The following is a 24,849-nucleotide window of genomic DNA, read 5'->3' on the forward strand; positions in this document are numbered from 1 at the left end:
CGCCCGCGGTCGGCCCGAACGGGCGATCGCGTTCCGCAGAGCGTCCCGCGTCCGCGCTACGCCGATCCGCTCGCACGCGGACCGCCGGTCACCGCTGAGCGGTGTCAGCCGTGGCTCGCTCCTCGATCCGCTCGCCGCTCGCCCGCGGTCGGCCCGAGCGGGCGGTCGCGTTCCGCAGAGCGTCCCGCGTCCGCGCTACGCCGATCCGCTGGAACGCGGATCGCCGGCTACCGCTGAGCGGTGTCAGCTGTGGCTCGCTCCTCGCTCCGCTCGCCCGCGGTCGGCCCGAGCGGGCGGTCGCGTTCCGCAGAGCGTCCTGCGTCCGCGCTACGCCGATCCGCTGGAACGCGGATCGCCGGTTACCTCTCCCACCTTGCACGGGAGACCCTGATCGCTTGCCCGCGGTCGGCCCGGGCAGGTGGCCACGTTCCGCAGAGGCGTACGCCCGCGCCTCGACGATCCGGCGGAACGATCGTCGGCTACCGCTCCTACCGGGCTCCTCACCGGGCCGCGATCGACGCGAGCGGGCGCACTCCACCAGCAGGTGAAGCCTGCGCGGCCGCGACGACGACTTGCTGGGACACGGGACGCCAGTCCCCACTCCGTCGCGCTCACGCGGTGAGGCACGACCACTCCCCGCATGCGGAAAGACGGAAGCCCTCCCCCGCAGTCGCGGCGGCGCCTCGCGCCGCTCGCGCTGCGTCCCCCGCCCCTCAGCCGAGGACCGGTGCTCGTCTCCCGGAGGGAGGCGGCGGATCGGGATCGCAGCCCCTCCGGCGTGGTGGGCGTATGGGCCGCAGGCCCATCGGGCAGAGGGGCCGCGATCCCGATCCGCCGCCGGCCCCCACCAGACCCCTCAGCGCCGGTAGTTCGGCGCCTCTACCACCATCTGCACATCGTGCGGGTGCGACTCCTTCAGCCCGGCCGCCGTGATGCGCACGAACTTCCCGCGCTCCTTCAGCTCGGGGATGGTGCGCGCTCCGACGTAGAACATCGACTGGCGGAGCCCGCCGGCGAGCTGGTACGCCACGTTGGCGAGCGGGCCGCGGTAGGGCACCTGGCCCTCGATGCCCTCGGCGATCAGCTTGTCGTCGGTGGGCACGTCGGACTGGAAGTAGCGGTCCTTCGAGTAGGAGGTCCGCTCGCCGCGGGTCTGCAGGGCGCCGAGGGAGCCCATGCCGCGGTAGGTCTTGAACTGCTTGCCGTTCTGGAACACGAGGTCGCCGGGGCTCTCCTCGCAGCCCGCGAGGAGCGAGCCGAGCATCACGGTGTCGGCGCCGGCGACGAGCGCCTTGGCGATGTCGCCGGAGTACTGGAGGCCGCCGTCGGCGATCACCGGCACGCCGGACTCGCGCGCGGCGAGGGACGCCTCGTAGACCGCGGTGACCTGCGGGACTCCGACGCCGGCGACGACGCGGGTGGTGCAGATCGAGCCGGGGCCGACGCCGACCTTGATGGCGTCGGCGCCCGCGTCGACGAGTGCCTGCGCCCCGGAGCGGGTCGCGACGTTGCCGCCGATGACGTCGACGCCGGCGAACGCGGAGTCGGACTTCAGGCGGCGGATGATGTCGAGCACGCCGGCGGAGTCGCCGTTGGCGGTGTCGACGACGATCACGTCGACGCCCGCGTCGAGCAGGGCGGTGGCGCGCTGCCAGGCGTCGCCGAAGAAGCCGATCGCGGCGCCGACCCGGAGGCGGCCCTCGTCGTCCTTCGTGGCGTTGGGGTACTGCTCCGACTTGTCGAAGTCCTTGACCGTGATGAGGCCGGCGAGCTTGCCCTGTGCGTCGACCAGCGGCAGCTTCTCGATCTTGTGCTGCGCGAAGAGGGCGATGACCTCGCTGTCGGGGATCCCGACGCGGCCTGTGATCAAGCCGGTGCTGGTCATCACGTCGCGGACGAGCGTGGTCGCCTTCTCGAACGGCGAGACGAAGCGCATGTCGCGGTTGGTGATGATGCCCACGAGCACGCCGGTGGAGTCGACGACGGGGAGGCCGCTGATCCGGTACTGGCCGCAGAGGTCGTCGACCTGGGCGACTGTGGCGTCCGGGGTGGTGGTGACGGGGTTCGAGACCATGCCCGACTCGCTCCGCTTCACCCGGTCGACCTGGTCGGCCTGGTCGGCGATCGAGAGGTTGCGGTGCAGGACGCCGAGGCCGCCCTGGCGGGCCATCGCGATCGCCATGCGCGCCTCGGTGACGGTGTCCATCGCCGCGGAGAGCAGCGGGGTCGCCACGCTGATGCGCTTGGTGAGACGGGAGGCCGTGTCGGCCTCGCTCGGGATGACGTCGGTGTGCCCCGGGAGGAGCATGACGTCGTCGTAGGTGAGTCCGAGGAATCCGAAGGGATCCGGCTGGTCCATCAATGCCCCTTAGCAGGTCGAGTGCGGGAGCCCGGAGAGGACGGGAGGAGTCCGCTCACGAGCGCCACGGTTGTTCGATCTTAAGCGCCGTGAGGCTCGCGGTATTCCTCGACGGCGCGGCCGCCGGGCCGCGGATGGGCGCTGGAGCGCTCTCCTCTCCCTCATAATGTCGTCACGCGTAAGTGCGGACGGTGAAACACCGCCGACACATGCGGAACGTATGGTCAACCAACGTTGTTTGACGACGGCGATTCGGGCGTGCCCGGAGACCCCATCCGTCTGTGCACCCTGACGAGAGGTAGACGTCTTGCTCACAGCCAGCCGTTCGATGCGCCGCCAGCGCTCGACGACCCTGCATCCGACGGACCGGGAGGCGCCCCGTGGATAGGAGACGCCCGAGGCTCCGAGACCGGCTCCTGGCCCTGGGTCTGCTCGCCGCGACCCTCACCGGGATCGCCGCGGCGGCCCCCGCCGCACTCGCCGCCACCACCGCCGACCAGTCGATCATCGCCTGGGTCCGCGTGCAGGGGACGAACGAGAACCTGACGGGGGTGACCGTCGAGATCGGAGGCGACGCCTCCGCGACCGTGACCACCGGCGAGGACGGCCGGGCCACGTTCCCCCTCGACGCCGCGGGCACCTACACGGTGACCGTCGACGAGGAGTCCCTGCCCGCCGACAAGGGCTACCCCGCCGCGGGTCAGAACCCGAAGCAGGTGAAGATCGTCGCCTCGCAGAACCAGATCGTGAACTTCATCGTCTCGACGGCCAACCCGAAGGGCTCCGGAGCGACCGTCCCGGTCCCGACGGACTCCGCGGCTCCGACCAGCCCCGCGACCGAGGGCACGACCGGCAACGACGCGACGAACCCCGACGGCACGTCCAACGCGGTGAACCAGCCGGTGTCGGCCGACACGTTCTGGATCATCTTCTGGCCGAAGGTCGTCACCGGCCTGATCTTCGGGCTCCTGATCGCCCTCGCGGCGATCGGCGCCTCGCTGATCTACGGCGTGACCGGTCTGAACAACTTCGCCCACGGCGAGCTGGTCACCTTCGGCGCGCTGATGGCGTACCTCTTCTCCGGGGTCTTCGGACTCCCGGCGCTGCTGGCCATCCCGATCGCGGTGATCCTCGGCGGGGCCTTCGGCTTCGTCCAGGACGGGCTGCTCTGGAAGCCGTTGCGGAAGAAGGGCATCCAGCTCATCCCGCTGATGATCGTGACGATCGGCCTCTCGCTGGCACTGCGCTACGTGTTCGTCTTCTTCTTCGGAGCCGACCGCCTCTCGCTCCCCAACAGCACTGCTCCGTTCTTCACGGTGCCGGAGCTCGGGATCAGCCTGAAGTTCACCGACATCGTCGGCGCCGTCGTCGGCGTCGTCTGCATCGTCGCCGTGGCCTACGTCCTCACGAAGACGAAGATCGGCAAGGCGATGCGGGCGGTCTCGGACAACCGGGCCCTCGCCTCCGCCTCGGGCATCAACGTCGAGCGCGTCATCCGCGTCGTCTGGGTGATGTCGGGCGCTCTCGCCGCGCTGGCGGGCGTCTACATCGGCTACTACCAGTCGCTGCGCTGGGACACGGGAGCGTCGATCCTGCTGCTGATCTTCGCGGCGATCACGCTCGGCGGACTCGGGTCCGCCTACGGCGCGCTGGTCGGCTCGCTCATCATCGGACTGATGATGAACATCTCGACGATCTGGATCCCGGAGAACCTCAAGTACGTGGCTCCGCTCGTTCTCATGATCATCATCCTCCTGGTCAGGCCGCAGGGAATCCTGGGCCGCAAGGAACGGATCGGCTAGGACACCATGAACCTCAACTTCATCTGGCTGGCGATCGGGCAGATCGTCGATCCCACAGTCGCCGCGTACGCGCTGGCGACCATCGGCCTGGTCATCCACTTCGGATTCACGGGGCTGCTCAACTTCGGACAGGCCGGCTTCATGGCGGTGGGCGGCTACGCCTTCGCCATCACCTCGGTCAAGTTCGAGTGGCCCGTCTGGGGCTCCTTCCTCGCGACGATCGTCGCGGCGACCGTCTTCGCGCTCATCCTGGGCATCCCGACGCTCCGGCTGCGGGCCGACTACCTCTCGATCGTGACGATCGCGGCGGCCGAGATCATCCGGCTCTCGGTCAAGACCCCCGAGTTCTCGGCGATCACCGGCGGCTCGGAGGGCATCAACGGCGCGGCGAAGGCGTTCAACGACCTCAACCCGCTCCCCGAGGGCCGCTGGGGCATCGGCGTCCTCACCTACAGCCAGGACCAGTGGTGGGTGCGGATCGTCGGCTGGGGCCTCGTGCTCCTGGCCTGCCTCCTGGTGTTCCTCCTGATGCGCAGCCCCTGGGGCCGCGTCATCAAGGGCATCCGCGAGGACGAGGACGCCGTGCGCTCGCTCGGCAAGAACGTCTTCTCGTACAAGATCCAGGCGCTCATCCTGGGCGGCGTGCTCGGAGGCCTCGCAGGAGCGCTGTTCATCCTCCCCCGCTCGCTCCAGCCCGACAACTACGGCACCCAGCTCACGTTCTTCCTCTACACGATCATGCTGCTGGGCGGCGCCGCGACGGTCTTCGGACCCGTCGTCGGCTCGATCATCTTCTGGGTCGTCCTCGGTCTGACCGACGGACTGCTCACGCTCGGGATCGACACCGGGGTCCTCAACAACGACCTCATCCGCCTCACCACCGTGCAGACCGGACCCATCCGGTTCATCGTGGTGGGGGTAGCCCTCATGCTCCTGGTGATCTTCAGACCCCAGGGGATCTTCGGCAAGAAGAAGGATCTGCACTTTGCCTAAGACGCCGGTCTCGGACATCACCGAGGAAGCAATCGTCCCCGGGGTCAGGAAGAAGGACCCCATCGTCGTCGCCGACAACGTCAGCCGCCGCTTCGGCGGCCTGACCGCGGTCGACGTCGAGCACCTCGAGATCCCCCGCGGATCCATCACCGCCCTGATCGGCCCGAACGGGGCCGGCAAGACCACGTTCTTCAACCTGCTGACGGGCTTCGACAAGCCCAACACCGGCAAGTGGAACTTCAAGGGCAAGAACCTCGCCAACGTCCCGGCCTACCGGGTGTCGCGGATGGGCATGGTGCGCACGTTCCAGCTCACCAAGGCGCTCGGCGGCATGACGGTGCTCGAGAACATGCTGCTCGGCGCGAAGGGGCAGAAGGGCGAGAACATCTTCACCTCGCTCATCCGCCCGCTGTGGTCGAAGGAGGAGGACTCGATCGAGCAGCGCGCGATCCGCCTGCTCGAGAAGTTCAAGCTGGACACCAAGCGGGACGACTACGCGTCGAGCCTGTCGGGCGGCCAGAAGAAGCTGCTCGAGATGGCGCGGGCGCTGATGTCGGAGCCCGAGCTCGTCATGCTCGACGAGCCGATGGCCGGCGTGAACCCGGCGCTGACGCAGTCGCTCCTGGGTCACATCGTGAACCTGAAGGACGAGGGCATGACCGTGCTCTTCGTCGAGCACGACATGCACATGGTCAACACGATCGCCGACTGGGTGATCGTGATGGCCGAGGGCAAGGTCGTCGCCGAGGGCCCGCCCTCGACCGTGATGAACGACCCGGCCGTCATCGACGCGTACCTGGGCGCGCACCACGACACCGACCTGGGCACGATCGAGGGTCAGCTCGAGATCGCCGAGGAGATGGACTCCGACCTCGTCCGCGAGGACGTGGAGCGGCAGGCGGAGCAGGCCGGCATCCCGACGCCCGGCCACGACGCTCCGGCCGCCGGAACGGCGTCCCCGTCGGCCTCCGCGCCGACGAGCGTCGCCCCGACGACCGACGCCCCGGCCGTCGAATTCGAGAAGGACGAGAGATGACCGCCGACACGACGACTCCGAACACCCTCGAGACGCACGACCTGCACGCGGGCTACGTGCCGGGGGTCAACATCCTCAACGGCTCGAACGTCTACGTGAAGCGCGGCGAGCTCGTCGGGATCATCGGCCCGAACGGCGCCGGCAAGTCGACGCTGCTGAAGGCGATGTTCGGCCTGGTCAACATCCGCCAGGGCACCGTCCTGCTGAACGGCGAGGACATCACCGGCCTCAAGGCCGACAAGCTGGTCTCCAAGGGCGTGGGCTTCGTGCCGCAGAACAACAACGTCTTCCCGTCGCTCACCATCGAGGAGAACCTCGAGATGGGCATGTACCAGAAGCCGAAGCTGTACAGGGAGCGGCTCGAGTTCGTCACCGAGCTCTTCCCGGAGCTCAGCAAGCGGCTCAAGCAGCGCTCGGGGTCGCTCTCGGGCGGTGAGCGCCAGATGGTGGCGATGTCGCGGGCTCTGATGATGGACCCGTCGATGCTGCTGCTCGACGAGCCCAGCGCCGGCCTGTCCCCGATGCGGCAGGACGAGACGTTCGTCAACGTGCAGCGGATCAACCGCGCGGGCGTCTCGATCATGATCGTCGAGCAGAACGCGCGGCGGGCGCTGCAGATCTGCGACCGCGGCTACGTCCTCGACCAGGGCCGCGACGCCTACGAGGGCGCGGGCCGGGAGCTGATGAACGACCCCAAGGTCATCGAGCTCTACCTGGGCACGCTCGCGACGACCAACGAGGTCACCACGAGCACCCCGACCGTCGGCGGCTGACCCCCGCTGCGAAGGGCCCGTCGTCTCCGGACGGCGGGCCCTTCGTCGTCGCCGGGGAGCGGAGCGGGCGCGAGCGGGGCCGAGGGGCCGGTGCGGCTCCGGGGCGGAGGCGGGGCCGCTCGCCCAGGGCGCCGGGCGGCTCGGAGACCACTCCGAGCAGGGCGGGAAGGCAGGCGGCTCGGTGCCCGGAGACGCGCCGGCACGGGGTGCCGCAGAAGGGAGGCGGGGGGGGCCGCTCTCCCGGCGCGGACAGGCCTTCACCGGTCTCTCCGCGATGCCCGCCGAACGCCCGGGAAGTCGGCGGAACGGCGGGCCGGACCCTCGGTCTCCTGTCCGCGGGACGAGGGCAGGACAGCGAGAGTCTCTCCGCTTCGGCGACCCCCACGAGGGGGACAGGATATCGCCCTTCCTGCCGTAGTTTTGGGGACACGGGACAGCCCTGCAGGGGGACGTCCCGCTCCCCTCTCCCCCGGTAGGGACCGCGATCGGTCGCCGATCTCCTCCCCTCCCCGCAGCGCCTCGAGCGCCGCGTCGTCCGCCTCGAAGGAGCCGACCATGAAGAGCTACACCCCCGCCCCTGTGGAACTCGGAGCCGGCTTCGGCACCGGTGCGATCGGCGACTACGAGCGCTGGCGCGTCGTCGGCGTCTACGCCCAGGTGGTCATCGCCGAGACCACCGGCGGCAAGCGCCGCAACTACAGCCGTTCCTTCGTCACGTACCGCCTGGCGCAGGAGGCGGAGCTGCTCCGCGCCTCTTAGGCCATCCGCACACCACGAGCGCGCGTCCTCCCCCCGGAGGGCGCGCGCTTCTGCGTTCCCGCTCGACGTCGTCGCTCCCGCCCGCGGTCCGGCAGGGCGCCCTCGAGGCCGGGAGAGGCGCTCGGAGGCGCGTACAGGCCGTCCGAGCCGCTCCTCCCCGGAGTGGCTCCTCGACGCGACGCGAGGCCCAGGACGCCGCGGAGCCGTCCTCCCGCACCCGGCAGCGGTCGCCCTCGCGGACGACCGCCGCGCCTCTCTGCGTCCGCGCGACGACGCGTCTCCGGCTCTGCGCTCCGGGGACGGCGAAGGGGCCCGGTCCGAAGACCGAGCCCCTCAGGGATGCGGCAGGAGCCGCGTCACCGGGTCGTCAGTTCAGCGAACCCTCGACGGTCTCCTCGAAGGAGGTGGTGTTGCCCGTGCCGTACTTGTAGATCGAGACCGAGGCCTCGCTGGTATCGCCGTTCTCGTCGAACGAGATCGGGCCGGAGAGGCCGTCGTAGTCGACGTCCTCTCCGTCGGCGATGAGCTTCGCGCAGTCGGCGAAGGTCGTGCACTTGGTGCCGCCCTCCGAGACCGACATGAGGTTGTCGCGGATGGTCGCACCGTCCGTCGCCTTGCCCTGGAGCGCGGCGAGAGCGGTCAGGACCGTGGCGTCGTACGACTCCGGCGCGTAGCTGAACACAGTCAGCGCGTCGTTGCCCTGCGACTCGACGAGCGACTGCAGCTTGCCCTGGAAGTCCTCGGACGCCTGGACGCCCGGGTTGGTGAACTGGGCGCCGGCGATGTCGACGTTGGTGTCGGACTCGCCGATGACGCCGTAGTTGCCGTCCGTGCCGTAGAGCTTCGAGAAGTCGAAGCCCTTGGCCGAGAGCTGCTCCGCGATGGTCTTGATCTCGTCGAACGAGATGACGACCAGCGCGTCGGGGTTCGGGGCGAGGACCGAGGTCAGCGCCGAGTTGAAGTCGGTCGAGGCCGGCTCGAAGATCTCCTCGGCCGCGACGGATGCTCCGCCCGCCTCGAGGGTCTCCTTGATGTTCTTCTCGAGGCCGGTGCCGTACGCGTCGTTCATGTACAGGATCGAGACGTTGGTCTTGCCGTCGCCGAGGATCTTGTTGCCGAGGATGCGGCCCTGGAGCACGTCCGAGGGAGCGGTGCGCCAGTAGTAGCCGTCGTCGTCGTAGGTCGTGAAGTCCGGCGAGGTGTTGGCCGGCGAGATCTGGACGACGCCCGCCTGGGTCACCTGGTCGATGAAGGTCTTCGAGACGCCCGAGGACGCCGCACCGATGATGGCGGAGACGTTGTCGGCGATGAGGGACGTGGCCGACTGCGTCGCGATGTCGGTCGTGGTGTCGCCCGAGTCCTTCTGCTCCACGTCGATCGTGATGCCGGCCTTGGCGTCGTTGATGTCGACGACCGCCTGGTCGACGCCCGCGATCTCGGGCGGGCCGAGGACGGCGAGGGTGCCGGTCTGCGGGAGGATCGTGCCGATCTTGAGGGACAGGTCGCCCGAGCCGCTGTCGCCGCCCGATCCGCTGTCGCCGCCGCCGGCGCAGCCGGCGAGGACGAGAGCGCTGGCGCCCAGAATGGCGACGCCGCCGAGGGTTGCCCGGAGGGACCGCGCGCGGGCCGTGCCGGCCTTCGCGTAAACGCCCATGTTGCTCCTTGAGAGGTGTGTGTCAGTGGGAGCGGCGCCGGTGGCAACCGCTCGGCCAACCTAACCTCCGAAGCAGCCGTGAACAATACAGGGGTGTTACCAATACGTTTCGCGACCGGATCGTTACCATTCCGCTGTCGCGCCGCGTCAGGACGACGCGTTCCGCAGATCAGACGGACGATCGGCGCCGTCTGCGCTCCGCGGCGACGAGGTCGCCTGAGAAGATCGCCAGGGCGGCCCACACCAGCGCGAAGCCGATCCAGCGCTCGAGCGGCATCTCCTCATGCAGCACGAAGGCCCCGACGAGGAACTGCAGGAACGGCGTCAGGTACTGCACGAAGCCGACGATCGACAGCGGGAGGCGCCGGGCGGCGCCCGCGAACAGGAGCAGCGGGACGGCCGTGACGATCCCGGCCGAGGCGAGGATGAGGGCGTGCCCCGTCCCCTCCGTCGTCAGGGTCAGCCCCACCGTGGAGCCGACGACCGCCAGCTGCACGACGGCGAGCGGCGTCAGCCAGAGCGTCTCGAGCGTCAGCCCGCCGACCGCGTCCACCGTGCCGCCGACGCGGCTCTTCACCAGGCCGTAGAGGCCGAACGAGAAGGCGAGGGCGAGCGAGATCCACGGGAAGGATCCGTAGCCCACCGCGATGACCAGCACCGCGACCGCGCTGACGCCCATCGCGGCCCACTGCAGGGGCCGGAGGCGCTCGCGCAGCACCAGGACGCCCAGCAGCACCGTGACCAGCGGGTTCATGAAGTAGCCCAGGGCCGCCTCGATGACGTGGCCCGTGGTCGTGGCGATCACGTAGACCTGCCAGTTGACGTAGATGAGCACGCCCGCGATCGCCATCACTCCGAGCAGGCGGGGGCGGCGCAGCAGCGCGCCGAAGGAGCGCCAGCCTCGGAGGACCGTGAGCAGGATCACGCAGAAGACGAGCGAGAAGAGCACTCGGAACGCGACGATCTCGAACGGCGAGGCCGGCGCCATCGCGATGAAGTAGAGGGGCATCGCACCCCAGAGCAGGTAGGCCGAGAACGCGAACAGCAGCCCCGTGCCGGACATCCCGCCCGGGCGTCCCGCCGCTCCGAGCGCCTCCACTCCTTCGCCGACGGGCACGTCCGAAGGGGACGGCGAGACGGACTCGGCAGGGGTGCGGGAGCTGGTCACTCCCCCGATGCTACGCAGGCGCGGGGTGGGAGGACGGCCCCGTAGCGGGCGGATCAGGCCACTGGTCGCGAGGAGGACCGGGAACGACGGAAAGGCCCGCCGACCGAGGTCGACGGGCCCTTCCGAGGGATGCTGCCTAGCGGACGACGACCGCGAGGACGTCGCGAGCGGAGAGGACCAGCAGGTCCTCGCCACCGAACTTGACCTCGGTTCCGCCGTACTTGGAGTAGATCACCTTGTCGCCGACGGCGACGTCGAGCGGCACGCGGTTGCCGTTGTCGTCGATGCGACCGGGTCCGACGGCGACGACCTCGCCCTCCTGCGGCTTCTCCTTGGCGGTATCGGGGATGACGAGACCGGAAGCGGTCACCTGCTCCGCCTCGACCTGCTTGATGACGATGCGATCTTCGAGCGGCTTGATGGACACCGACACGGTTGACCTCTTTCTTGACGACGATGTGGGCGGAACGCGGTTCTGGCACACACGCTCCGAGAGTGCTAGATCCATCGTAGGGGCTCTGCTGGCACTCGTGCAATCAGAGTGCCAAGCGGGGCGGCGGACCCGCCGGGAGGCCGTGGCCTACCATGGCCGGATGCGACGCGACGAGCTGGTCGAGCTCCTCTCCCCCGAGGGCCTCCGGCTCCTCGACTCCCTCGACGGCTACCGGTCCGACGACCTGGTGCGGGCCGTGGCACGCCTCCGGGCCGCCGGCCACTCCCCCGTCCTCGTCGCCGCGGTGCTCACCCAGGCGAGGCTCCGGCAGAAGGCGGAGGCGAAGTTCGGAGAGTTCGCCCGCTCGATGCTCTTCACGGACGCGGGACTCGAGCAGGCGACGCGGCTGCGCGTCGCCGCCCTGCACGCCGGCCGGTTCGCGGCTGCGGGAGCGGCGCGCGTCGCCGACCTCGGCAGCGGGATCGGCGGCGACGCCCTCGCGATGGCCGCGATCGACCTGGCGGTCACCGCCGTCGAGGCCGACGAGGTCACCGCGACCCTGGCCAGCTTCAACCTCGCCCCGTTCCCCGCGGCGAGCGCCGTGCACTCGACGGCCGAGGCCTTCGACCTCGACGGCTTCGACGCCGTCTACCTGGACCCGGCACGCCGCACGGCGGGCCACCGCGAGACCCGCCGGCTCGACGATCCGGACGACTACTCCCCCTCGCTCGACTTCGCGTTCGGCCTGGCCGAGCAGCGTCCCGTGGGCGTGAAGGTGGGTCCCGGCTTCGACCGCGAGCGCCTGCCGCGGGACGCCGAGGCGCAGTGGGTCTCGGTCGACGGGGAGCTGGTCGAGACCGGGCTCTGGTTCGGTTCTCTGGCTCGCCCGGGCGTGCGCCGCTCCGCTCTGCTGCTCGGCGCGACCGGCTCCTCCGAGCTCACCGCGGCGGGCGACAGCGAGGACGAGGAGGTCGGCCCCCTCGGCGCGTTCGTGCACGAGCCGGACGGCTCCGCGATCCGCGCGCGCCTCCTGGGCGAGCTCGCGCGCTCCAGCGGCTCGCGGATGCTCTCGCCCGGCATCGCCTACCTGACGGGCGACGATGCGGCCGCCTCGCCCTTCCTCCGCAGCTTCCGGGTCCTCGCCGAGCTGCCGCTGGACGAGCGCACGCTGGCGAAGGAGCTGCGCACCCGCGGCATCGGCGTGCTCGAGATCAAGAAGCGCGGGGTGGACGTCGACCCCGCCCGCTTCCGCAAGCGGCTGGGCCTCTCCGGCACCGGCAGCGCGGTGCTGATCCTGACGCGGATCGCCGGGCGCCACCGCGCGCTGCTCGCGGAGCGCGTCGAGCGGCCCGCGCCGGCTCAGTAGCCGGAGGTGCCGGCGGCGAGGGCCACCACGACGAAGACGAGGAAGACCGCCAGGTAGATCAGCGACACGGCGATGCCGGCGAACCCGGTGATGATCGCGGTCAGCGCGAAGCCGCGCGCGGCCGGCTCGCGCCGGCGTCCGAGGAAGCCGAGCACGACGGCCGGAGCCGACAGCAGGAAGCCGAAGCCGGCGGCGAAGAGCGTGATGACCAGGCCGACGATGCCGAGGATCATCCCGACGAGGCTCAGCGTGCGCGGGACGACGGGCGCCGGAGCGGCCGCGTAGGCGGCGGGGTGGCCGGGCGCGGAGGAGTAGGCGGGCGCCGAGGGGTACGCGGGCGGCGGCGGCGGCGGCGACCCGTAGGCCGGCGGTGCGGAGTCGGCGAGCGGCACCGACGGCTGCGACGCGGCCGAGGGCGGAGCGGGCGGAGCCGGGGGGACGGGCGGGGCCGGCGGGACCGGGACGGAGCCGTGCTGCTCGTCGGAGCCGGGGCCGGGACGGGTGCTGTCGTCGCTCATGGCGCGAGTCTAGCCAGCACCCGGGCGGCGGCGGAGGGGTTCCGTCCGCTCACGCGGGCAGGTACCCGCCGTCGCGCAGGTCGCCGACGAAGGCCGTCCAGGCGAGGTACGCGATCACCGCGAGGACGATCGCGAGGTAGCCCAGCACGAAGCCGGCGACCGCGAGACCGCGGCCGCGCTGTCCGGAGCGCCGGGCCTGGGCGAAGCCGATGTGGCCGAGGACGATGGCGGCGGGCGCCAGCCCCAGCAGTCCGCACACCAGAGCCGCGACCGCGAGCGGGTTCATCGGCGGGCGGCGGGGCGGGAGACCGGGGTAGGGATCGGCGGCGGCCGTCGGCGGCGGGTAGGCCGCCGACGGCTCGCCGAGCGGAGGGGCGAACGGCGCGGGCGCCGGTCCGGTCTGCGGTCCGGGCGCGGTGTCGTCGGTCACGGTGTCCTCCTGGTGGTGCGGGCGCCCCCGAGCCTCGGAGGCGTGTCGATCAGTACCCGGTCGTGGGCATGGTCGCCGCGATCGAGAAGAGCGCGACGAACGAGATGATGGTGATGATGATCGCGACGAAGCCGATGATGACGGCGGCGAGGGCGAGGCCGCGGCCCTTCTCCCCCGTGCGCTTGATCTGCGACAGGGCGATGAAGCCCAGCACGATGCCCACGATGGAGACGAAGAACGAGGCGATGAAGCCGATGATCGCCAGGATGTTGTAGCGGTCGGACGCGGGCGTGTACGGAGTGGTCATGGAATCCCCCAGGGTCAGGAACGAGCGGATGCGGCCAAGAGTGGCAGTGGCACGATCCGCCTGTCAAAAAGCTGGACGGCGCTTGCGCGCCCCGGCCGCCGCCCGGTAGAGGCCTCAGCGGACCTGGATCTCGGTGACCGGGAGGGTCGAGTCGGCCCCGAAGCCGAGCCCCGACGGCGGATGCCCCGCCTCGATCAGCTGCGCCGCCAGTGCGGCGATCATCGCGCCGTTGTCGGTGCAGAGCGAGAGCGCCGGGATCCGCAGGGTCACTCCCGCGGCCGCGCACCGCTCCTCCGCCAGAGCGCGCACCCGGGCGTTGGCGACCACGCCGCCCCCGAGCAGGAGGCGCGGCACGCCCCGGTCGCGGCAGGCGGCGAGCGCCTTCGTGAGCAGGACGTCGGCGACCGCCTCGCGGAAGCTCGCCGCGACGTCGGCCACGGGCACCTCCTCCCCCGCGTCCTGGCGCTTCTCGACCCAGCGGGCGACCGCGGTCTTCAGCCCTGAGAACGAGAAGTCGTAGCGGTGGCGCTCGAGGTCCTTCGGCAGGCTGAGCCCGCGGGGGAAGCGGATCGCCTTCGGGTCCCCGTCCGCCGCCACCCGGTCGATCTGCGGTCCGCCGGGATAGGGCAGGCCCAGGACGCGCGCCACCTTGTCGAAGGCCTCGCCGGCGGCGTCGTCGATGGTCTCGCCGAGCAGCTCGACGTCCGACACCAGATCGCGCACGTGCAGGAGCGAGGTGTGCCCGCCCGAGACCAGCAGCGCGATCGTCGGCACCTCGACGGGGCTGCCCTCGCTGCCGTCGGCCCGGAGGACGTCGGCTCCCACATGTCCGACGAGGTGGTTCACGGCGTAGAGCGGCAGGCCGAGCGAGACGGCGAGCGCCTTCGCCGCTCCGACGCCGACCATGAGTGCGCCCGAGAGCCCCGGTCCGCTGGTGACCGCGATCGCGTCCAGGTCGCCGAGCGCGACACCGGCCTCGGAGAGCGCCGCGTGCAGGGCGGGCTCGAGCGCCTCCAGGTGCGCCCGGGCGGCCACCTCGGGCACGACGCCGCCGTAGCGGGCGTGCTCCTCCATCGAGGAGGCGATGGTGTTCGAGAGCAGCGTCGTGCCGCGGACGATGCCGATCCCCGTCTCGTCGCAGCTGGTCTCGATGCCGAGGACGAGGGGTCCGGTGCTCACGGGGTCTCCTGGGTCGGGGTCGGCGGCAGGCGCATCACGATCGCGTCCACTCCGTCGGGCTGGTAGTAGGCGGGGCGGACGCCGATCTCCTCGAAGCCCTCCGAGCGGTAGAGGGTCTGCGCGGCGGGGTTGTCGGCGCGGACCTCGAGGAAGACCTCGCGGGCGCCTCGCTCGCGGGCCGCCTCGAGGAGCGCGCGCAGCAGTCGGCGGCCGAGGCCGGTGCGGCGGACCCGGGCGACGACCGCGATCGTCTGCACGTCGCCCTCGTGAGCGCCGACGGGGCAGAGGAGCCCGGCGTAGCCGACCACCTCGCCGTCCTGCTCGGCGACCAGGTACCGGGTGTGACGGCTCCGGATCTCCTCCGCCATCATCCCCCGCGACCAGGCGTCGCCGGCGAACTCGGACTCCTCTATCGCCATGACGGCGTCGAGGTCGTCCGCCTGCGCGTCGCGGAGCACGGCCTCGCTCATGCGGTCACCCGCTTGGGGCCGGCCGACAGCGTGACGTCGGGCGAGCGGAGGTAGAGGGGCTCGTCCGCGGCACCGGGCCGGCCGGCCGCGCGCAGGCGGGCGGCCACGACTCCGAGCTCGCCGGCGGAGACCGACTCGGCCTCCAGGCGCGGGAGCTCCGGATGCGGGAGGGCCGGCGGCTTGTCCAGGCCCGGGCCGGCGAGGCGGACGGGGAGTCCCTGATCGTCGAGCCCGTCGTAGGCGCTCCAGTACAGCTCGCGGCGGCGGGCGTCGGTGACGACGAGGAAGCCGGCGGCGCGCCCGTGCCGCAGCGCGGCGAGCGCGATCGCGTCGTGCGAGACAACGGGGAGGGTGGGGACGCCGCGGCCGAGCGCGAAGGCCCGGGCAGCGGCGATCCCGACCCGGAGGCCGGTGAAGGGGCCGGGGCCCATGCCCACGGCGACCGCCTCGATGCCTCCGGGAACCACGTCGGCCGCCTCGAGCGCCTCCTGGATCAGCCGGCCGACCACCTCCGCGTGGCGCATGGTGTCGGTCTCGGTGCGCTCCGAGCGCACGGCGCCCGCGGAGTCGACGACGGCGACGGAGGTTCCGGAGGAGGTGTCGATCGCGAGGAGCACGCGTCCAGGGTACCCGCGGGCTCAGCTCCAGCCGGTGCCGCGGAAGCGGACGGTCCGCGGCTCGATCGGCTCCTCGCCCTCCTCGGCGTCGGAGCCGGCGGTCGGCCGCTCGATGACCACGTCGAGCCAGGACTCCGCGACGCCGTCCAGCATCCCGGCCCCCCACTCCACGACGACCACCGAGCGCGCCGGATCGAGGTCGAGGTCGTCGAGCTCGACCGGCGAGCCCACGCGGTAGGCGTCGACGTGCACGAGCGGCGGCCCGTCGTGCAGCGGCGGGTGCGTCCGCGCGATCACGAAGGTGGGGCTCGTCACGGGACCCCGCACGTCGAGGCCCTCGCCGAGCCCGCGCGTGAAGGTCGTCTTGCCCGCGCCGAGCGGCCCCGTCAGCACCAGCAGGTCGCCGGCGCGCAGCACTCGGCCGAGCTCGCGGCCGAGCTCCGCCATGGCCTCCGGATCAGCGACCTCGACGACGCGGTCCGCGAACCAGGAGCGCTCAGGCACGGCCGTCCGCCGCGCTCAGCAGCCGCCGCTGGACGCGCGGCCCGAGCCGGGTGACCAGCTCGTAGTTGATGGTGCCGCACCACCGCGCCCACTCGTCGACCGAGGGGACGCCGGTCGTCGGGTCGCCCCAGAGCGTCACCGGGTCGCCCGTCGCGACGCCCGCATCCCCCACGTCGACGACGAACTGGTCCATCGCGACCCGCCCGGCGATCCGGTGGCGGCGGCCGCCGATCGAGACCTCCGCGACACCGGAGGCGCTCCGCGGGATGCCGTCCGCGTAGCCGAACGGCACGAGCGCGAGGGTCGTCCCGCCCTCGGCCCGCCAGGTGTAGTCGTAGCTCACGCCGGTCCCGTGGGGCACCCGGCGGACGCCGGCGACGCGGCCCTGGAGCGTCATCGCCGGGACGAGCCCGAGCTGGAGAGAGGTCTCGTCCTCGAACGGCGAGAGTCCGTAGAGGGCGATGCCGCTGCGCACCATGTCGAGGCGTGCCTCCGGAAGGCGCAGCGCCGCCGCCGTCGCCGCGAGGTGCAGGACCGGCGCCTGCACCCCGTGCGCGGCCAGCACGGCCTCGGCGCGGCGGAGGAGCGCGAGCTGGGCGAGGTCGTCCTCGCGCGAGGTGTTGGACAGGTGCGAGAAGAGCCCGGTGAGGTGGACGGTGCCGCGAGCGCTGTGACGGGCGAGCGACTCCGCCAGGTGCGGCCACTCCTCCTCCGCGGCGCCGTTGCGGCTGAGGCCCGTGTCGACCTTGAGCTGCACGGCCGCGCGCACGCCGCGGTCCTCCGCCGACTGCGCGAGCGTGTCGAGCTGGTCGACCGAGGAGACGGCGACGTCGATCGAGTGCTCGAGCGCCGCGTCGAAGTCCTCGCCGGGGTCGTGCAGCCAGCAGAGGATCGGAGCGACGACGCCTGCCTCGCGCAGGGCCACGGCCTCCCGCAGCTCCGCGGTGCCGAGGGCGTCCGCGCCGCCGTCGAGCGCCGCCTGCGCCGCGGCCAGGGCGCCGTGCCCGTAGCCGTTGGCCTTGACGACGGCCATCAGCCGGCGGGCGCCGGTGAGCTCGCGCAGACGCGCGGCGTTCGCCACCATCGCGTCGACGTCGATCACCGCCTCGCGGTACGACGCGGGGACACTCACGACTCTGCCACCACGAACGCGCAGGCCACGCCCGCGTCGTGCGTCATCGAGAGGTGCACGCGCGTGATCCCGCGCGCCTCCGCGGCCGCCCGGGCCGGGCCGTGCAGCGCGAAGGACGGATTCCCGTGCTCATCCCGCTCGACGACCATGTCGTGCCACCCGGCGCCCACGGAGTCGCCGAGCGCCTTGATCAGCGCCTCCTTGGCGGCGAAGCGGCCCGCCAGTGAGGCGACGGGGAGCGAGCGTTCGCTCTCGGCGAACAGCCGGTCGCGGAGCCGGGGCGTGCGCGTCAGCGAGCGCTCGAAGCGCGCGAGGTCCACGACGTCCACCCCGATCCCCACGATCACGGCTCGATCACTCGACCGTGACCGACTTGGCGAGATTGCGCGGCTGGTCGACGTCGAGGCCCTTGGCGGCGGCGAGCTCCATCGCGAACATCTGCAGCGGGGTGACGGCGAGCAGCGGCTCGAACAGCGGGTCGGCGAGCGGGATCGGCACGACCTCGTCGGCGATCTGGATCGCGGCCGTATCGCCCTGCTCCGCGATCGCGATGACGCGGGCGCCGCGGGCCTTGATCTCCTGGATGTTCGAGATCACCTTGCGCTGCAGCTCGTACGACTCGCTCGGGCTCGGCACGATCACGAACACGACCTGGCCCGGCTCGATCAGCGCGATCGGGCCGTGCTTGAGCTCGCCCGCCGCGAAGCCCTCGGCGTGGATGTAGGCGAGCTCCTTGAGCTTCAGCGCGCCCTCGAGCGCCACCGGGTAGCCGACGTGGCGGCCGAGGAACAGCACCGCACGGGTGTCGGCCATCCAGCCGGCCAGCTGGGCGATGTCGTCGGAGGCGTCGAGCACGCGGGAGAGCTTCTCCGGGATCGCGGCGAGCTGGGCCGCCTGCGAGGCGACGAGCTCGGTGGAGGCGGCACCGCGCACCGCGGCCAGGTGCAGCCCGAAGAGGTAGAGCGCCGCGATCTGGGCGACGAAGGCCTTGGTCGAGGCGACCGCCACCTCCGGGCCCGCGTGCGTGTAGAGCACGGCGTCCGACTCGCGTGGGATCGTCGCGCCCTGGGTGTTGCAGACCGAGAGCGTCTTGGCGCCGTGCTCGCGGGCGTACTTGACCGCCATCAGCGTGTCCATCGTCTCACCGGACTGGCTGATCGAGACGACGAGGGTGCGCGGGGTGAGCACCGGGTCGCGGTAGCGGAACTCGTGGCTGAGCTCGACCTCGACGGGGACGCGCGCCCATTTCTCGATCGCGTACTTGGCGACCATGCCCGAGTAGGCGGCCGTGCCGCAGGCGATGATCGTGATGCGGTCGATCTCCGTCAGCACCGGACCGAGCGCGTCGAGCTCGGGCAGCGTGATCGCGCCCTCGTGGATGCGGCCGCGGAGCGTGTTCGCGACGGCCTCGGGGCCCTCGGTGATCTCCTTCGCCATGAAGCTCGACCAGCCGCCCTTCTCGGACGCCGACGCGTCCCAGGCGATCTCGAACGGCTCGGTCTCGACGGGGTTGCCGAAGAAGTCGGTCACCGTGACGAGCTCCGGGGTGATCGTGACGATCTGGTCCTGGCCGATGGCGACCGCGCGGCGGGTGAACTCGACGAACGCCGCGACGTCGGAGCCGAGGAAGTTCTCCCCGTCGCCCAGGCCGATCACGAGCGGCGAGTTGCGGCGCGCGCCGACGACCACGCCGGGCTGGTCCTGGTGCAGGGCGAGCAGGGTGAACGCGCCCTCGAGGTGCGCGACGACGGCCTGGAAGGCGAGCACGAGGTCGCCGGTGCGGCGGTACTCGCGGGCGATCAGGTGCGCGGCGACCTCGGTGTCGGTCTCGCTCTCGAAGACGGCGCCCTCGGCGAGCAGCTGCTCCTTGAGCGGCTGGAAGTTCTCGATGATGCCGTTGTGGATGACGGCGAGCCTGCCCTCGTCCGCGAGGTGGGGGTGGGCGTTGCGGTCGGTCGGGCCGCCGTGCGTCGCCCAGCGGGTGTGGCCGATGCCCGTGGTGCCCTCGGCCAGCGGGTGCGCTTCGAGGTCGTCGACGAGGACGCTGAGCTTGCCCGAGCGCTTGCGGCTGTCGAGCTGCCCGTCGGCGTCGATCACGGCCACGCCGGCCGAGTCGTAGCCGCGGTACTCCAGACGCTTCAGGCCCCCGAGCAGCACGGCCAGGCTGTCGCGCTCACCGACGTATCCAACGATTCCACACATGCGCTCGATTCTAAGCGGCGCGGAGGCGCCTCCCGCGGCGTCGGGCACCCGGCGGGGCGGACGCTAGGATCGGTCCCCATGCCGTCGTCTCCTCGCGATCCCGCGCGCGACGCGCACCCCTCCCCCTTCGTCGAGATCGTCCGCTCCGACTGGGCCGAGCTCGCCCGCACCACGGAGCTGCCGCTGTCGGAGACCGAGGTCGTGCAGCTGCGGGGGCTGGGCGACCGGCTGAGCCTCACCGAGGTCGCGGAGGTCTACCTGCCGCTCTCGCGCCTGCTGAGCCTGTACGCCGGTGGCGCGCGGCACCTGCACCGCGCGACGAGCACGTTCCTCGGGGAGCGCGCGCAGCCGACTCCGTTCGTGATCGGCGTCGCGGGGTCGGTCGCGGTGGGCAAGTCGACGATCGCGCGCCTGCTTCGGGAGCTGCTCGCCCGCTGGGAGGACACGCCCCGCGTCGAGCTGGTGACCACCGACGGCTTCCTGCTGCCCAACCGCGAGCTGGAGCGCCGCGGTCTGATGAGCCGCAAGGGCTTCCCCGAGTCGTACGACCGGCGGGCGCTGCTCCGCTTCGTCTCGGAGGTGAAGGGCGGGGCCGCGGAGGTGCGCGCGCCGTTCTACTCGCACCTCTCCTACGACATCGTCCCCGACGCCGAGATCGTCGTGCGGCGGCCGGACGTGCTGATCGTCGAGGGCCTGAACGTGCTGCAGCCGCCGGTACCCGGTCACGGCCTGGCGGTGAGCGACCTGTTCGACTTCACCGTCTACGTCGACGCCCGGACCAGCGACATCGCGCGCTGGTACGAGGAGCGCTTCCTCACCCTGCAGCAGGGCGCGTTCGCGAATCCGAACTCCTACTTCCACCGATACGCGGCGCTCAGCCCGGATGAGGCCCGCGAGCGCGCGCGGAGCATCTGGGCCGCGATCAACGAGCCGAACCTGCTGCAGAACGTGCGCCCCACCCGCTCCCGCGCGAGCCTGGTCCTCCGCAAGCAGGCCGACCACACCGTCTCCTCGGTCCTCCTCCGCAAGATCTGACCGCGCCCCCGGTCGTTGTTCGCCGCCGCGCGCACCGCGCAGCCACCGACCTCCTCGAACCCCTCCACCGCAGGATCGGTGCAGGCTCGGGACCACCCACGAGCCGTCGGCGGGAATCGCGTGCCAAGCGATTCACGCGCGGCGATCGCGACCCGCTCCACCCAGCGCGACCACCTCCACAAGCCGACCGCGAGGGGCCGCGCAGGGAGCGGCCCCGCAACGAACACAGCCGTCAGCGGGAATCGCGTGCCAAGCGATTCACGCGCGGCGAACGCGCCCCGCTCCACCCATCGCAACCACCTCGCGAAGCCGACCGCGAGGGGCCGCGCAAGGAGCGGCCCCGCAACGAACACCGCCGCGTGCCAAGCGATTCACCCGCGGCGAACGCGCCCCGCTCCACCCATCGCAACCACCTCGCGAAGCCGACCGCGAGGGGCCGCGCAGGGAGCGGCCCCGCAACGAACACAGCCGCGTGCCAAGCGATTCACCCGCGGCGAACGCGCCCCGCTCCACCCATCGCAACCACCTCCCCAAGCCGACCGCGAGGAGCCGCGCAGGGAGCGGCTCCTTAAGAACGCAGCCGCTCGAGCACGACCGCGGCGAGCGATTCGGCGAGGCGGTCGGCCGTCTCCTGCGTCTTCGCCTCGACCATGACGCGCACCATCGGCTCCGTGCCGGAGGGGCGCAGGAGCACGCGGCCGTCGCTGCCGAGCTCGGCGGTGGCGTCGGCGACGGCGGAGGCGATGACCTCGTCGTCGCGGACGCCCTCGCGGTCGACGCCGCGCACGTTGAGGAGGGTCTGCGGGAAGACGGACATGACGGCGGCCAGGTCGGCGATCGTGCGTCCGGTCCGGGCCATCTCGGCCGCGAGCTGGAGGCCGGTGAGCACGCCGTCGCCGGTGGTGGCGTAGCGGCTCATGATGACGTGGCCGGACTGCTCCCCGCCGAGCGAGTAGCCGCCGTCGTTCATCGCCTCGAGGACGTAGCGGTCGCCGACCGCGGTCTCGATGACGCGGATGCCGGCGTCGCGCATGGCGAGCTTGAGGCCGAGGTTGCTCATGACGGTGGCCACGAGGACGTCGTCGCGGAGGGCGCCGCGGCGGGCCATGGCTGTCGCGAGGATCGCCATGATCTGGTCGCCGTCGACGATGCGGCCCTCGGCGTCCACCGCGAGGCAGCGGTCGGCGTCGCCGTCGTGGGCGATGCCGATGTCGGCGCCGGCCGCGCGGACGGCGTCGGCGACGTTGTCGAGGTGGGTGGAGCCCACTCCGTCGTTGATGTTGAGGCCGTCGGGGTCGTTGCCGATGACGGTGACGGTCGCTCCGGCGTCGGTGAACACCTGGGGCGAGATGCCGGCGGCGGCGCCGTGCGCGCAGTCGATGACCACGTGCAGGCCGTCGAGACGGGTGCCCTCGAGGGATCCGAGCAGGTGGAGGACGTAGCGGTCCTCCGCGTCGGAGAAGCGGGTGATGCGGCCGACGTCGGCTCCGGTCGGCGTGAGCGGGGGCACTCCGAGGGCCGCTTCGATGCGGTTCTCGAGCTCGTCCGGGAGCTTGCGTCCGCCGGCGGCGAAGAACTTGATGCCGTTGTCGGCGGCGGGGTTGTGCGAGGCCGAGATCATCACGCCGAAGTCGGCGTTCTCGTCGGCGATGAGGTAGGCGGTGGCGGGCGTCGGGATGACGCCCGCATCGAGCACGTCGACTCCCGCGCTCGCGAGACCCGCCGCGACCGCGGCTCCGATGAACTGACCGGAGATGCGGGGGTCGCGGGCGAGCACGGCGACGGGCCGACGGCCCTCGGCCCGGGCGGCCGCTCCGAGTACACGGGCGGCCGCCTGGGCGAGGCCGAGAGCCAGGTCGGCCGTGACCTCGCGATTCGCGAGGCCACGGACGCCGTCTGTTCCGAACAGGCGCGGCATGGTGCGCAGTCCCTTCTCGAGCTGCTGGTCGTGCGGCCGTCAGGCCGCGTCGACTAGCGCTTCGAGAACTGGGACGCCTTGCGGGCCTTCTTGAGACCGGCCTTCTTGCGCTCGATGACGCGGGCGTCGCGGGTCAGGAAGCCCGCCTTCTTCAGGATCGCGCGGTTGTTCTCGCGGTCGATCTCGTTGAGTGCACGGGCGATGGCGAGGCGCAGTGCGCCGGCCTGACCGGAGGGGCCGCCGCCGGTGATCTTGGCGACCACGTCGTAGGAGCCGATCAGGTCGAGCACCTTGAAGGGGTCGGTGATCAGCTGCTGGTGCAGCTTGTTGGGGAAGTACTCCGCGAACTCGCGGGCGTTGACGGTCATGCCGCCGTTGCCGGGGACGAGGCGCACGCGGGCGATGGCCTGCTTGCGTCGGCCCACGGCTGCGCCGGAGACGTTGAGGACGGCGCGGGGCGTCGTGGACGCCTCGGTGGCCGGGCTTTCGGTGGAGTAGCTCTCGGGAGCCACGTCGATCTGGTCTGCGATCTTCGCCACGGTGTAGGTGATCCTTTGTCTTCGAAGTCTGGGATGTCGGGGAGGGCCGGAGCCTACTGGGCGACCTGGGTGAAGGCGTACGCCTGCGGCTGCTGGGCCGCGTGGGGGTGCTCGGATCCCGTGTAGACCTTCAGCTTGCGCAGCTGGGCGCGGCCGAGGGAGTTCTTGGGGAGCATGCCGCGGATGGCCTTCTCGACGGCGCGGACCGGGTTCTTCTCGAGGAGCTCGGCGTACGTGGTGGCCGAGAGGCCGCCCGGGTAGCCGGAGTGGCGGTAGGCCTTCTTCTGGAGGAGCTTCTGGCCGGTGAGGGCGACCTTCTCCGCGTTGACGATGATGACGAAGTCGCCCATGTCCATGTGCGGCGCGAAGGTGGCCTTGTGCTTGCCGCGCAGGAGCGCCGCGGCGTGGGTGGCGAGACGGCCGAGCACGACGTCGGACGCGTCGATGACGATCCAGTCGTGCTGGACGTCAGCCGGCTTCGGAGAAAAAGTGCGAGTCACGTGAGTGCTGCTTTCTGGTCGGAGTGAGGTGTTCGTGGATCCCGCTCCGTGGCCGTTCGACCCGCGAGGGGCCGAACCGATCCGGTGGAGGGCTCAACTTCGGGCGCTCGGCACACGGCCGAAAACACCAAGGGTCGACATTACAGCAAAGCCCCCGTGCGGCCAAGCACGGATCGTGGCGGCAGGGGCTCCGGCGGCGGGAGGTGCGGCCCGGGCCGCCACGGGTCGCGGGGCGCGGTCGCGCGCCCTCGCCTCACTCCGAGTCCTCCGGGTCCGGCCCCTCGGTCCGCACGGTGCGCTTCGCCCGGGTGAGCAGGGCCCGCTCGGCGAGTGCGTCGTCCTCGGGGTAGTCGACCTCGCGGAGGATGAGGCCGCGGGCCGGCATCACCGCGAACGCGTTGGTCCGTCGGGCGGCGTCCCGGAGCAGCGGGACCGCCCCCGCCTCGAGCTTCCCGGCGCCGACCGCCACGCACGCACCCACGAGGGCCCGCACCATGCTGTGGCAGAAGGCGTCCGCGCGCAGGTGGGCGTGCAGGACTCCGTCGGCGTCGCGCTCCCAGGTGAAGTCGAGCAGGCTCCGGATGGTGGTGGCCCCTGCGCGGGCACGGCAGAACGACGCGTAGTCGTGAAGGCCCAGGAGCGAGCGGGCCGCGGCCGTCATCGCGTCGAGGTCGAGGGAGTCGGTGATCCAGGTGGTGTACGTGCGGTCGAGCGGGTGGCGCATCGAGGAGGCGTCGGCCAGCCGGTACTCGTACCGCCGCCAGCGCGCCGAGAACCGCGCGTCGAACCCCTCCGGCGCCTCCGTCACCCGGTGCACCGAGACGTCGGTGTACTGCCCGAGGATCCCGCGGAGCCGCCGCTCCAGGATCGACGCGGGCGGGAACGGCTCCTCCCCCGGTCGGCGCCTGCCGCTGCTGATGCGGCCCCACTGCTCGGGGGTGAGGTCGACGTGGGCGACCTGGGCGCTGGCGTGCACGCCGACGTCGGTGCGCCCGGCGACCGTCACGGTCGGGTGCTGCTCGGAGCGCAGCACCAGGGCGAGCGACTCCTCGAGCACCCCCTGCACGGTGCGGAGGCCGGGCTGCTTGGCCCAGCCGGAGAAGTGCGAGCCGTCGTAGGCCAGGTCGAGGCGGACGCGGTGGAGCATCAGACGAG

General features: G+C 71.7%; 25 protein-coding genes. 7 read left to right on the forward strand and 18 right to left on the reverse strand.

Going from position 1 to position 24,849, the window contains the following annotated elements; translation table 11 throughout:
* Nucleotides 1-856 precede the first annotated feature (856 nt).
* On the reverse strand, nucleotides 857-2,359 hold the full coding sequence (gene guaB / locus C5C39_RS01250; protein WP_104224733.1) for an IMP dehydrogenase: 1,503 nt from the start codon (nucleotides 2,357-2,359) through the stop codon (nucleotides 857-859).
* A gap of 380 nt (nucleotides 2,360-2,739) precedes the next feature.
* Here guaB and C5C39_RS01255 point away from each other — a divergent pair, with 380 nt between their 5' ends.
* The 5 genes from C5C39_RS01255 (at nucleotide 2,740) to C5C39_RS01275 (ending at nucleotide 7,722) form a co-directional block, all read left to right on the forward strand.
* Nucleotides 2,740-4,161: a branched-chain amino acid ABC transporter permease gene (locus tag C5C39_RS01255; RefSeq protein WP_104224732.1), complete on the forward strand. Its 1,422-nt coding sequence runs from the start codon at nucleotides 2,740-2,742 to the stop codon at nucleotides 4,159-4,161.
* 6 nt (nucleotides 4,162-4,167) lie between these two features.
* The gene (locus C5C39_RS01260; RefSeq protein ID WP_104224731.1) at nucleotides 4,168-5,154 is read left to right on the forward strand and encodes a branched-chain amino acid ABC transporter permease; all 987 of its coding nucleotides are present in this window, start codon (nucleotides 4,168-4,170) and stop codon (nucleotides 5,152-5,154) included.
* Entirely contained in the window at nucleotides 5,147-6,190 is a 1,044-nt protein-coding gene (locus C5C39_RS01265; protein ID WP_104251056.1) for an ABC transporter ATP-binding protein, read from the forward strand. The genes C5C39_RS01260 and C5C39_RS01265 overlap by 8 nt, the downstream gene beginning before the upstream one ends.
* The gene (locus C5C39_RS01270) at nucleotides 6,187-6,963 is read left to right on the forward strand and encodes an ABC transporter ATP-binding protein (protein ID WP_104238458.1); all 777 of its coding nucleotides are present in this window, start codon (nucleotides 6,187-6,189) and stop codon (nucleotides 6,961-6,963) included. Before C5C39_RS01265 ends, C5C39_RS01270 begins: the two co-directional genes overlap by 4 nt.
* 555 nt (nucleotides 6,964-7,518) lie before the next feature.
* Nucleotides 7,519-7,722, forward strand: a complete 204-nt coding sequence (locus C5C39_RS01275; RefSeq protein ID WP_104234164.1) for a hypothetical protein — start codon at nucleotides 7,519-7,521, stop codon at nucleotides 7,720-7,722.
* A gap of 367 nt (nucleotides 7,723-8,089) precedes the next feature.
* Here the strand turns inward: C5C39_RS01275 and C5C39_RS01280 are convergent, their stop codons facing one another.
* The 3 genes from C5C39_RS01280 to groES form a co-directional block, all read right to left on the reverse strand.
* The gene (locus C5C39_RS01280; protein ID WP_104352461.1) at nucleotides 8,090-9,376 is read right to left on the reverse strand and encodes an ABC transporter substrate-binding protein; all 1,287 of its coding nucleotides are present in this window, start codon (nucleotides 9,374-9,376) and stop codon (nucleotides 8,090-8,092) included.
* Between the two features lie 169 nt (nucleotides 9,377-9,545).
* On the reverse strand, nucleotides 9,546-10,439 hold the full coding sequence (gene rarD, locus C5C39_RS01285; RefSeq protein ID WP_104224726.1) for an EamA family transporter RarD: 894 nt from the start codon (nucleotides 10,437-10,439) through the stop codon (nucleotides 9,546-9,548).
* Nucleotides 10,440-10,680: 241 nt separating this feature from the next.
* A complete protein-coding gene (groES, locus tag C5C39_RS01290; protein WP_097167691.1) occupies nucleotides 10,681-10,977 on the reverse strand; it encodes a co-chaperone GroES in 297 nt (98 codons plus the stop codon).
* Nucleotides 10,978-11,137: 160 nt separating this feature from the next.
* Here groES and C5C39_RS01295 point away from each other — a divergent pair, with 160 nt between their 5' ends.
* Nucleotides 11,138-12,343: an SAM-dependent methyltransferase gene (locus C5C39_RS01295; protein WP_104256105.1), complete on the forward strand. Its 1,206-nt coding sequence runs from the start codon at nucleotides 11,138-11,140 to the stop codon at nucleotides 12,341-12,343.
* Here C5C39_RS01295 and C5C39_RS01300 read toward each other — a convergent pair.
* The 10 genes from C5C39_RS01300 to glmS all read right to left on the reverse strand — a co-directional run bounded on the left by C5C39_RS01300 (nucleotide 12,337) and on the right by glmS (nucleotide 19,702).
* Nucleotides 12,337-12,861 carry a DUF4190 domain-containing protein gene (locus C5C39_RS01300; protein WP_104352462.1) on the reverse strand — a complete coding sequence of 175 codons (525 nt, stop codon included), beginning with the start codon at nucleotides 12,859-12,861 and terminating at the stop codon, nucleotides 12,337-12,339. The two genes, C5C39_RS01295 and C5C39_RS01300, sit on opposite strands and share 7 nt — an antisense overlap.
* Nucleotides 12,862-12,910: 49 nt before the next feature.
* Nucleotides 12,911-13,291 carry a DUF4190 domain-containing protein gene (locus C5C39_RS01305; RefSeq protein ID WP_104234159.1) on the reverse strand — a complete coding sequence of 127 codons (381 nt, stop codon included), beginning with the start codon at nucleotides 13,289-13,291 and terminating at the stop codon, nucleotides 12,911-12,913.
* Between the two features lie 49 nt (nucleotides 13,292-13,340).
* Nucleotides 13,341-13,598 (reverse strand): DUF4190 domain-containing protein, encoded by a 258-nt coding sequence (locus tag C5C39_RS01310; protein WP_104234158.1) that lies wholly within the window; start codon nucleotides 13,596-13,598, stop codon nucleotides 13,341-13,343.
* Nucleotides 13,599-13,712: 114 nt separating this feature from the next.
* Nucleotides 13,713-14,777: a tRNA (adenosine(37)-N6)-threonylcarbamoyltransferase complex transferase subunit TsaD gene (gene tsaD, locus C5C39_RS01315; RefSeq protein ID WP_104225013.1), complete on the reverse strand. Its 1,065-nt coding sequence runs from the start codon at nucleotides 14,775-14,777 to the stop codon at nucleotides 13,713-13,715.
* Nucleotides 14,774-15,247 carry a ribosomal protein S18-alanine N-acetyltransferase gene (gene rimI / locus C5C39_RS01320; protein ID WP_104234156.1) on the reverse strand — a complete coding sequence of 158 codons (474 nt, stop codon included), beginning with the start codon at nucleotides 15,245-15,247 and terminating at the stop codon, nucleotides 14,774-14,776. Before rimI ends, tsaD begins: the two co-directional genes overlap by 4 nt.
* Entirely contained in the window at nucleotides 15,244-15,864 is a 621-nt protein-coding gene (gene tsaB, locus C5C39_RS01325; protein ID WP_104352463.1) for a tRNA (adenosine(37)-N6)-threonylcarbamoyltransferase complex dimerization subunit type 1 TsaB, read from the reverse strand. The genes rimI and tsaB overlap by 4 nt, the downstream gene beginning before the upstream one ends.
* A 21-nt stretch (nucleotides 15,865-15,885) precedes the next feature.
* Nucleotides 15,886-16,311: a tRNA (adenosine(37)-N6)-threonylcarbamoyltransferase complex ATPase subunit type 1 TsaE gene (tsaE, locus tag C5C39_RS01330; protein ID WP_104225016.1), complete on the reverse strand. Its 426-nt coding sequence runs from the start codon at nucleotides 16,309-16,311 to the stop codon at nucleotides 15,886-15,888.
* Nucleotides 16,312-16,360: 49 nt separating this feature from the next.
* A complete protein-coding gene (gene alr, locus C5C39_RS01335) occupies nucleotides 16,361-17,500 on the reverse strand; it encodes an alanine racemase (protein ID WP_104352464.1) in 1,140 nt (379 codons plus the stop codon).
* Nucleotides 17,497-17,847, reverse strand: a complete 351-nt coding sequence (locus tag C5C39_RS01340; protein ID WP_104256578.1) for a holo-ACP synthase — start codon at nucleotides 17,845-17,847, stop codon at nucleotides 17,497-17,499. The genes alr and C5C39_RS01340 overlap by 4 nt, the downstream gene beginning before the upstream one ends.
* A 7-nt stretch (nucleotides 17,848-17,854) precedes the next feature.
* A complete protein-coding gene (gene glmS / locus C5C39_RS01345; protein WP_104227413.1) occupies nucleotides 17,855-19,702 on the reverse strand; it encodes a glutamine--fructose-6-phosphate transaminase (isomerizing) in 1,848 nt (615 codons plus the stop codon).
* A gap of 78 nt (nucleotides 19,703-19,780) precedes the next feature.
* Between glmS and coaA the strand changes: the two genes are divergently transcribed.
* Entirely contained in the window at nucleotides 19,781-20,737 is a 957-nt protein-coding gene (gene coaA / locus C5C39_RS01350; protein WP_104234153.1) for a type I pantothenate kinase, read from the forward strand.
* A gap of 568 nt (nucleotides 20,738-21,305) precedes the next feature.
* On the opposite strand, the gene glmM is transcribed toward coaA, so the two are convergent.
* From glmM to C5C39_RS01370, 4 genes are all read right to left on the reverse strand, one after another.
* Nucleotides 21,306-22,655, reverse strand: coding sequence for a phosphoglucosamine mutase (gene glmM, locus C5C39_RS01355; protein WP_104251130.1), 1,350 nt, complete (start codon nucleotides 22,653-22,655; stop codon nucleotides 21,306-21,308).
* Nucleotides 22,656-22,708: 53 nt separating this feature from the next.
* The gene (gene rpsI / locus C5C39_RS01360) at nucleotides 22,709-23,194 is read right to left on the reverse strand and encodes a 30S ribosomal protein S9 (protein WP_104225004.1); all 486 of its coding nucleotides are present in this window, start codon (nucleotides 23,192-23,194) and stop codon (nucleotides 22,709-22,711) included.
* A 53-nt stretch (nucleotides 23,195-23,247) separates the two neighbouring features.
* Nucleotides 23,248-23,694, reverse strand: a complete 447-nt coding sequence (gene rplM, locus C5C39_RS01365) for a 50S ribosomal protein L13 (protein WP_104225003.1) — start codon at nucleotides 23,692-23,694, stop codon at nucleotides 23,248-23,250.
* Nucleotides 23,695-23,947: 253 nt separating this feature from the next.
* Nucleotides 23,948-24,841 (reverse strand): tRNA pseudouridine(38-40) synthase TruA, encoded by an 894-nt coding sequence (locus C5C39_RS01370; RefSeq protein ID WP_104238770.1) that lies wholly within the window; start codon nucleotides 24,839-24,841, stop codon nucleotides 23,948-23,950.
* Nucleotides 24,842-24,849: the final 8 nt, after the last annotated feature.

It is taken from the genome of Rathayibacter sp. AY1F3 (genome assembly GCF_002931975.1).
Lineage (GTDB): Bacteria > Actinomycetota > Actinomycetes > Actinomycetales > Microbacteriaceae > Rathayibacter.

Coding starts and splice junctions, on each gene's coding strand:
- C5C39_RS01280 (WP_104352461.1), bottom strand. CDS start 9,376: ATGGGCGTTTACGCGAAGGCCGGCACGGCCCGCGCGCGGTCCCTCCGG.
- C5C39_RS01275 (WP_104234164.1), top strand. CDS start 7,519: ATGAAGAGCTACACCCCCGCCCCTGTGGAACTCGGAGCCGGCTTCGGC.
- tsaE (WP_104225016.1), bottom strand. CDS start 16,311: ATGGCGGAGCTCGGCCGCGAGCTCGGCCGAGTGCTGCGCGCCGGCGAC.
- C5C39_RS01300 (WP_104352462.1), bottom strand. CDS start 12,861: ATGAGCGACGACAGCACCCGTCCCGGCCCCGGCTCCGACGAGCAGCAC.
- glmS (WP_104227413.1), bottom strand. CDS start 19,702: ATGTGTGGAATCGTTGGATACGTCGGTGAGCGCGACAGCCTGGCCGTG.
- rimI (WP_104234156.1), bottom strand. CDS start 15,247: ATGAGCGAGGCCGTGCTCCGCGACGCGCAGGCGGACGACCTCGACGCC.
- rarD (WP_104224726.1), bottom strand. CDS start 10,439: ATGTCCGGCACGGGGCTGCTGTTCGCGTTCTCGGCCTACCTGCTCTGG.
- guaB (WP_104224733.1), bottom strand. CDS start 2,359: ATGGACCAGCCGGATCCCTTCGGATTCCTCGGACTCACCTACGACGAC.
- coaA (WP_104234153.1), top strand. CDS start 19,781: ATGCCGTCGTCTCCTCGCGATCCCGCGCGCGACGCGCACCCCTCCCCC.
- C5C39_RS01370 (WP_104238770.1), bottom strand. CDS start 24,841: ATGCTCCACCGCGTCCGCCTCGACCTGGCCTACGACGGCTCGCACTTC.
- C5C39_RS01270 (WP_104238458.1), top strand. CDS start 6,187: ATGACCGCCGACACGACGACTCCGAACACCCTCGAGACGCACGACCTG.
- C5C39_RS01295 (WP_104256105.1), top strand. CDS start 11,138: ATGCGACGCGACGAGCTGGTCGAGCTCCTCTCCCCCGAGGGCCTCCGG.
- glmM (WP_104251130.1), bottom strand. CDS start 22,655: ATGCCGCGCCTGTTCGGAACAGACGGCGTCCGTGGCCTCGCGAATCGC.
- C5C39_RS01260 (WP_104224731.1), top strand. CDS start 4,168: ATGAACCTCAACTTCATCTGGCTGGCGATCGGGCAGATCGTCGATCCC.
- C5C39_RS01310 (WP_104234158.1), bottom strand. CDS start 13,598: ATGACCACTCCGTACACGCCCGCGTCCGACCGCTACAACATCCTGGCG.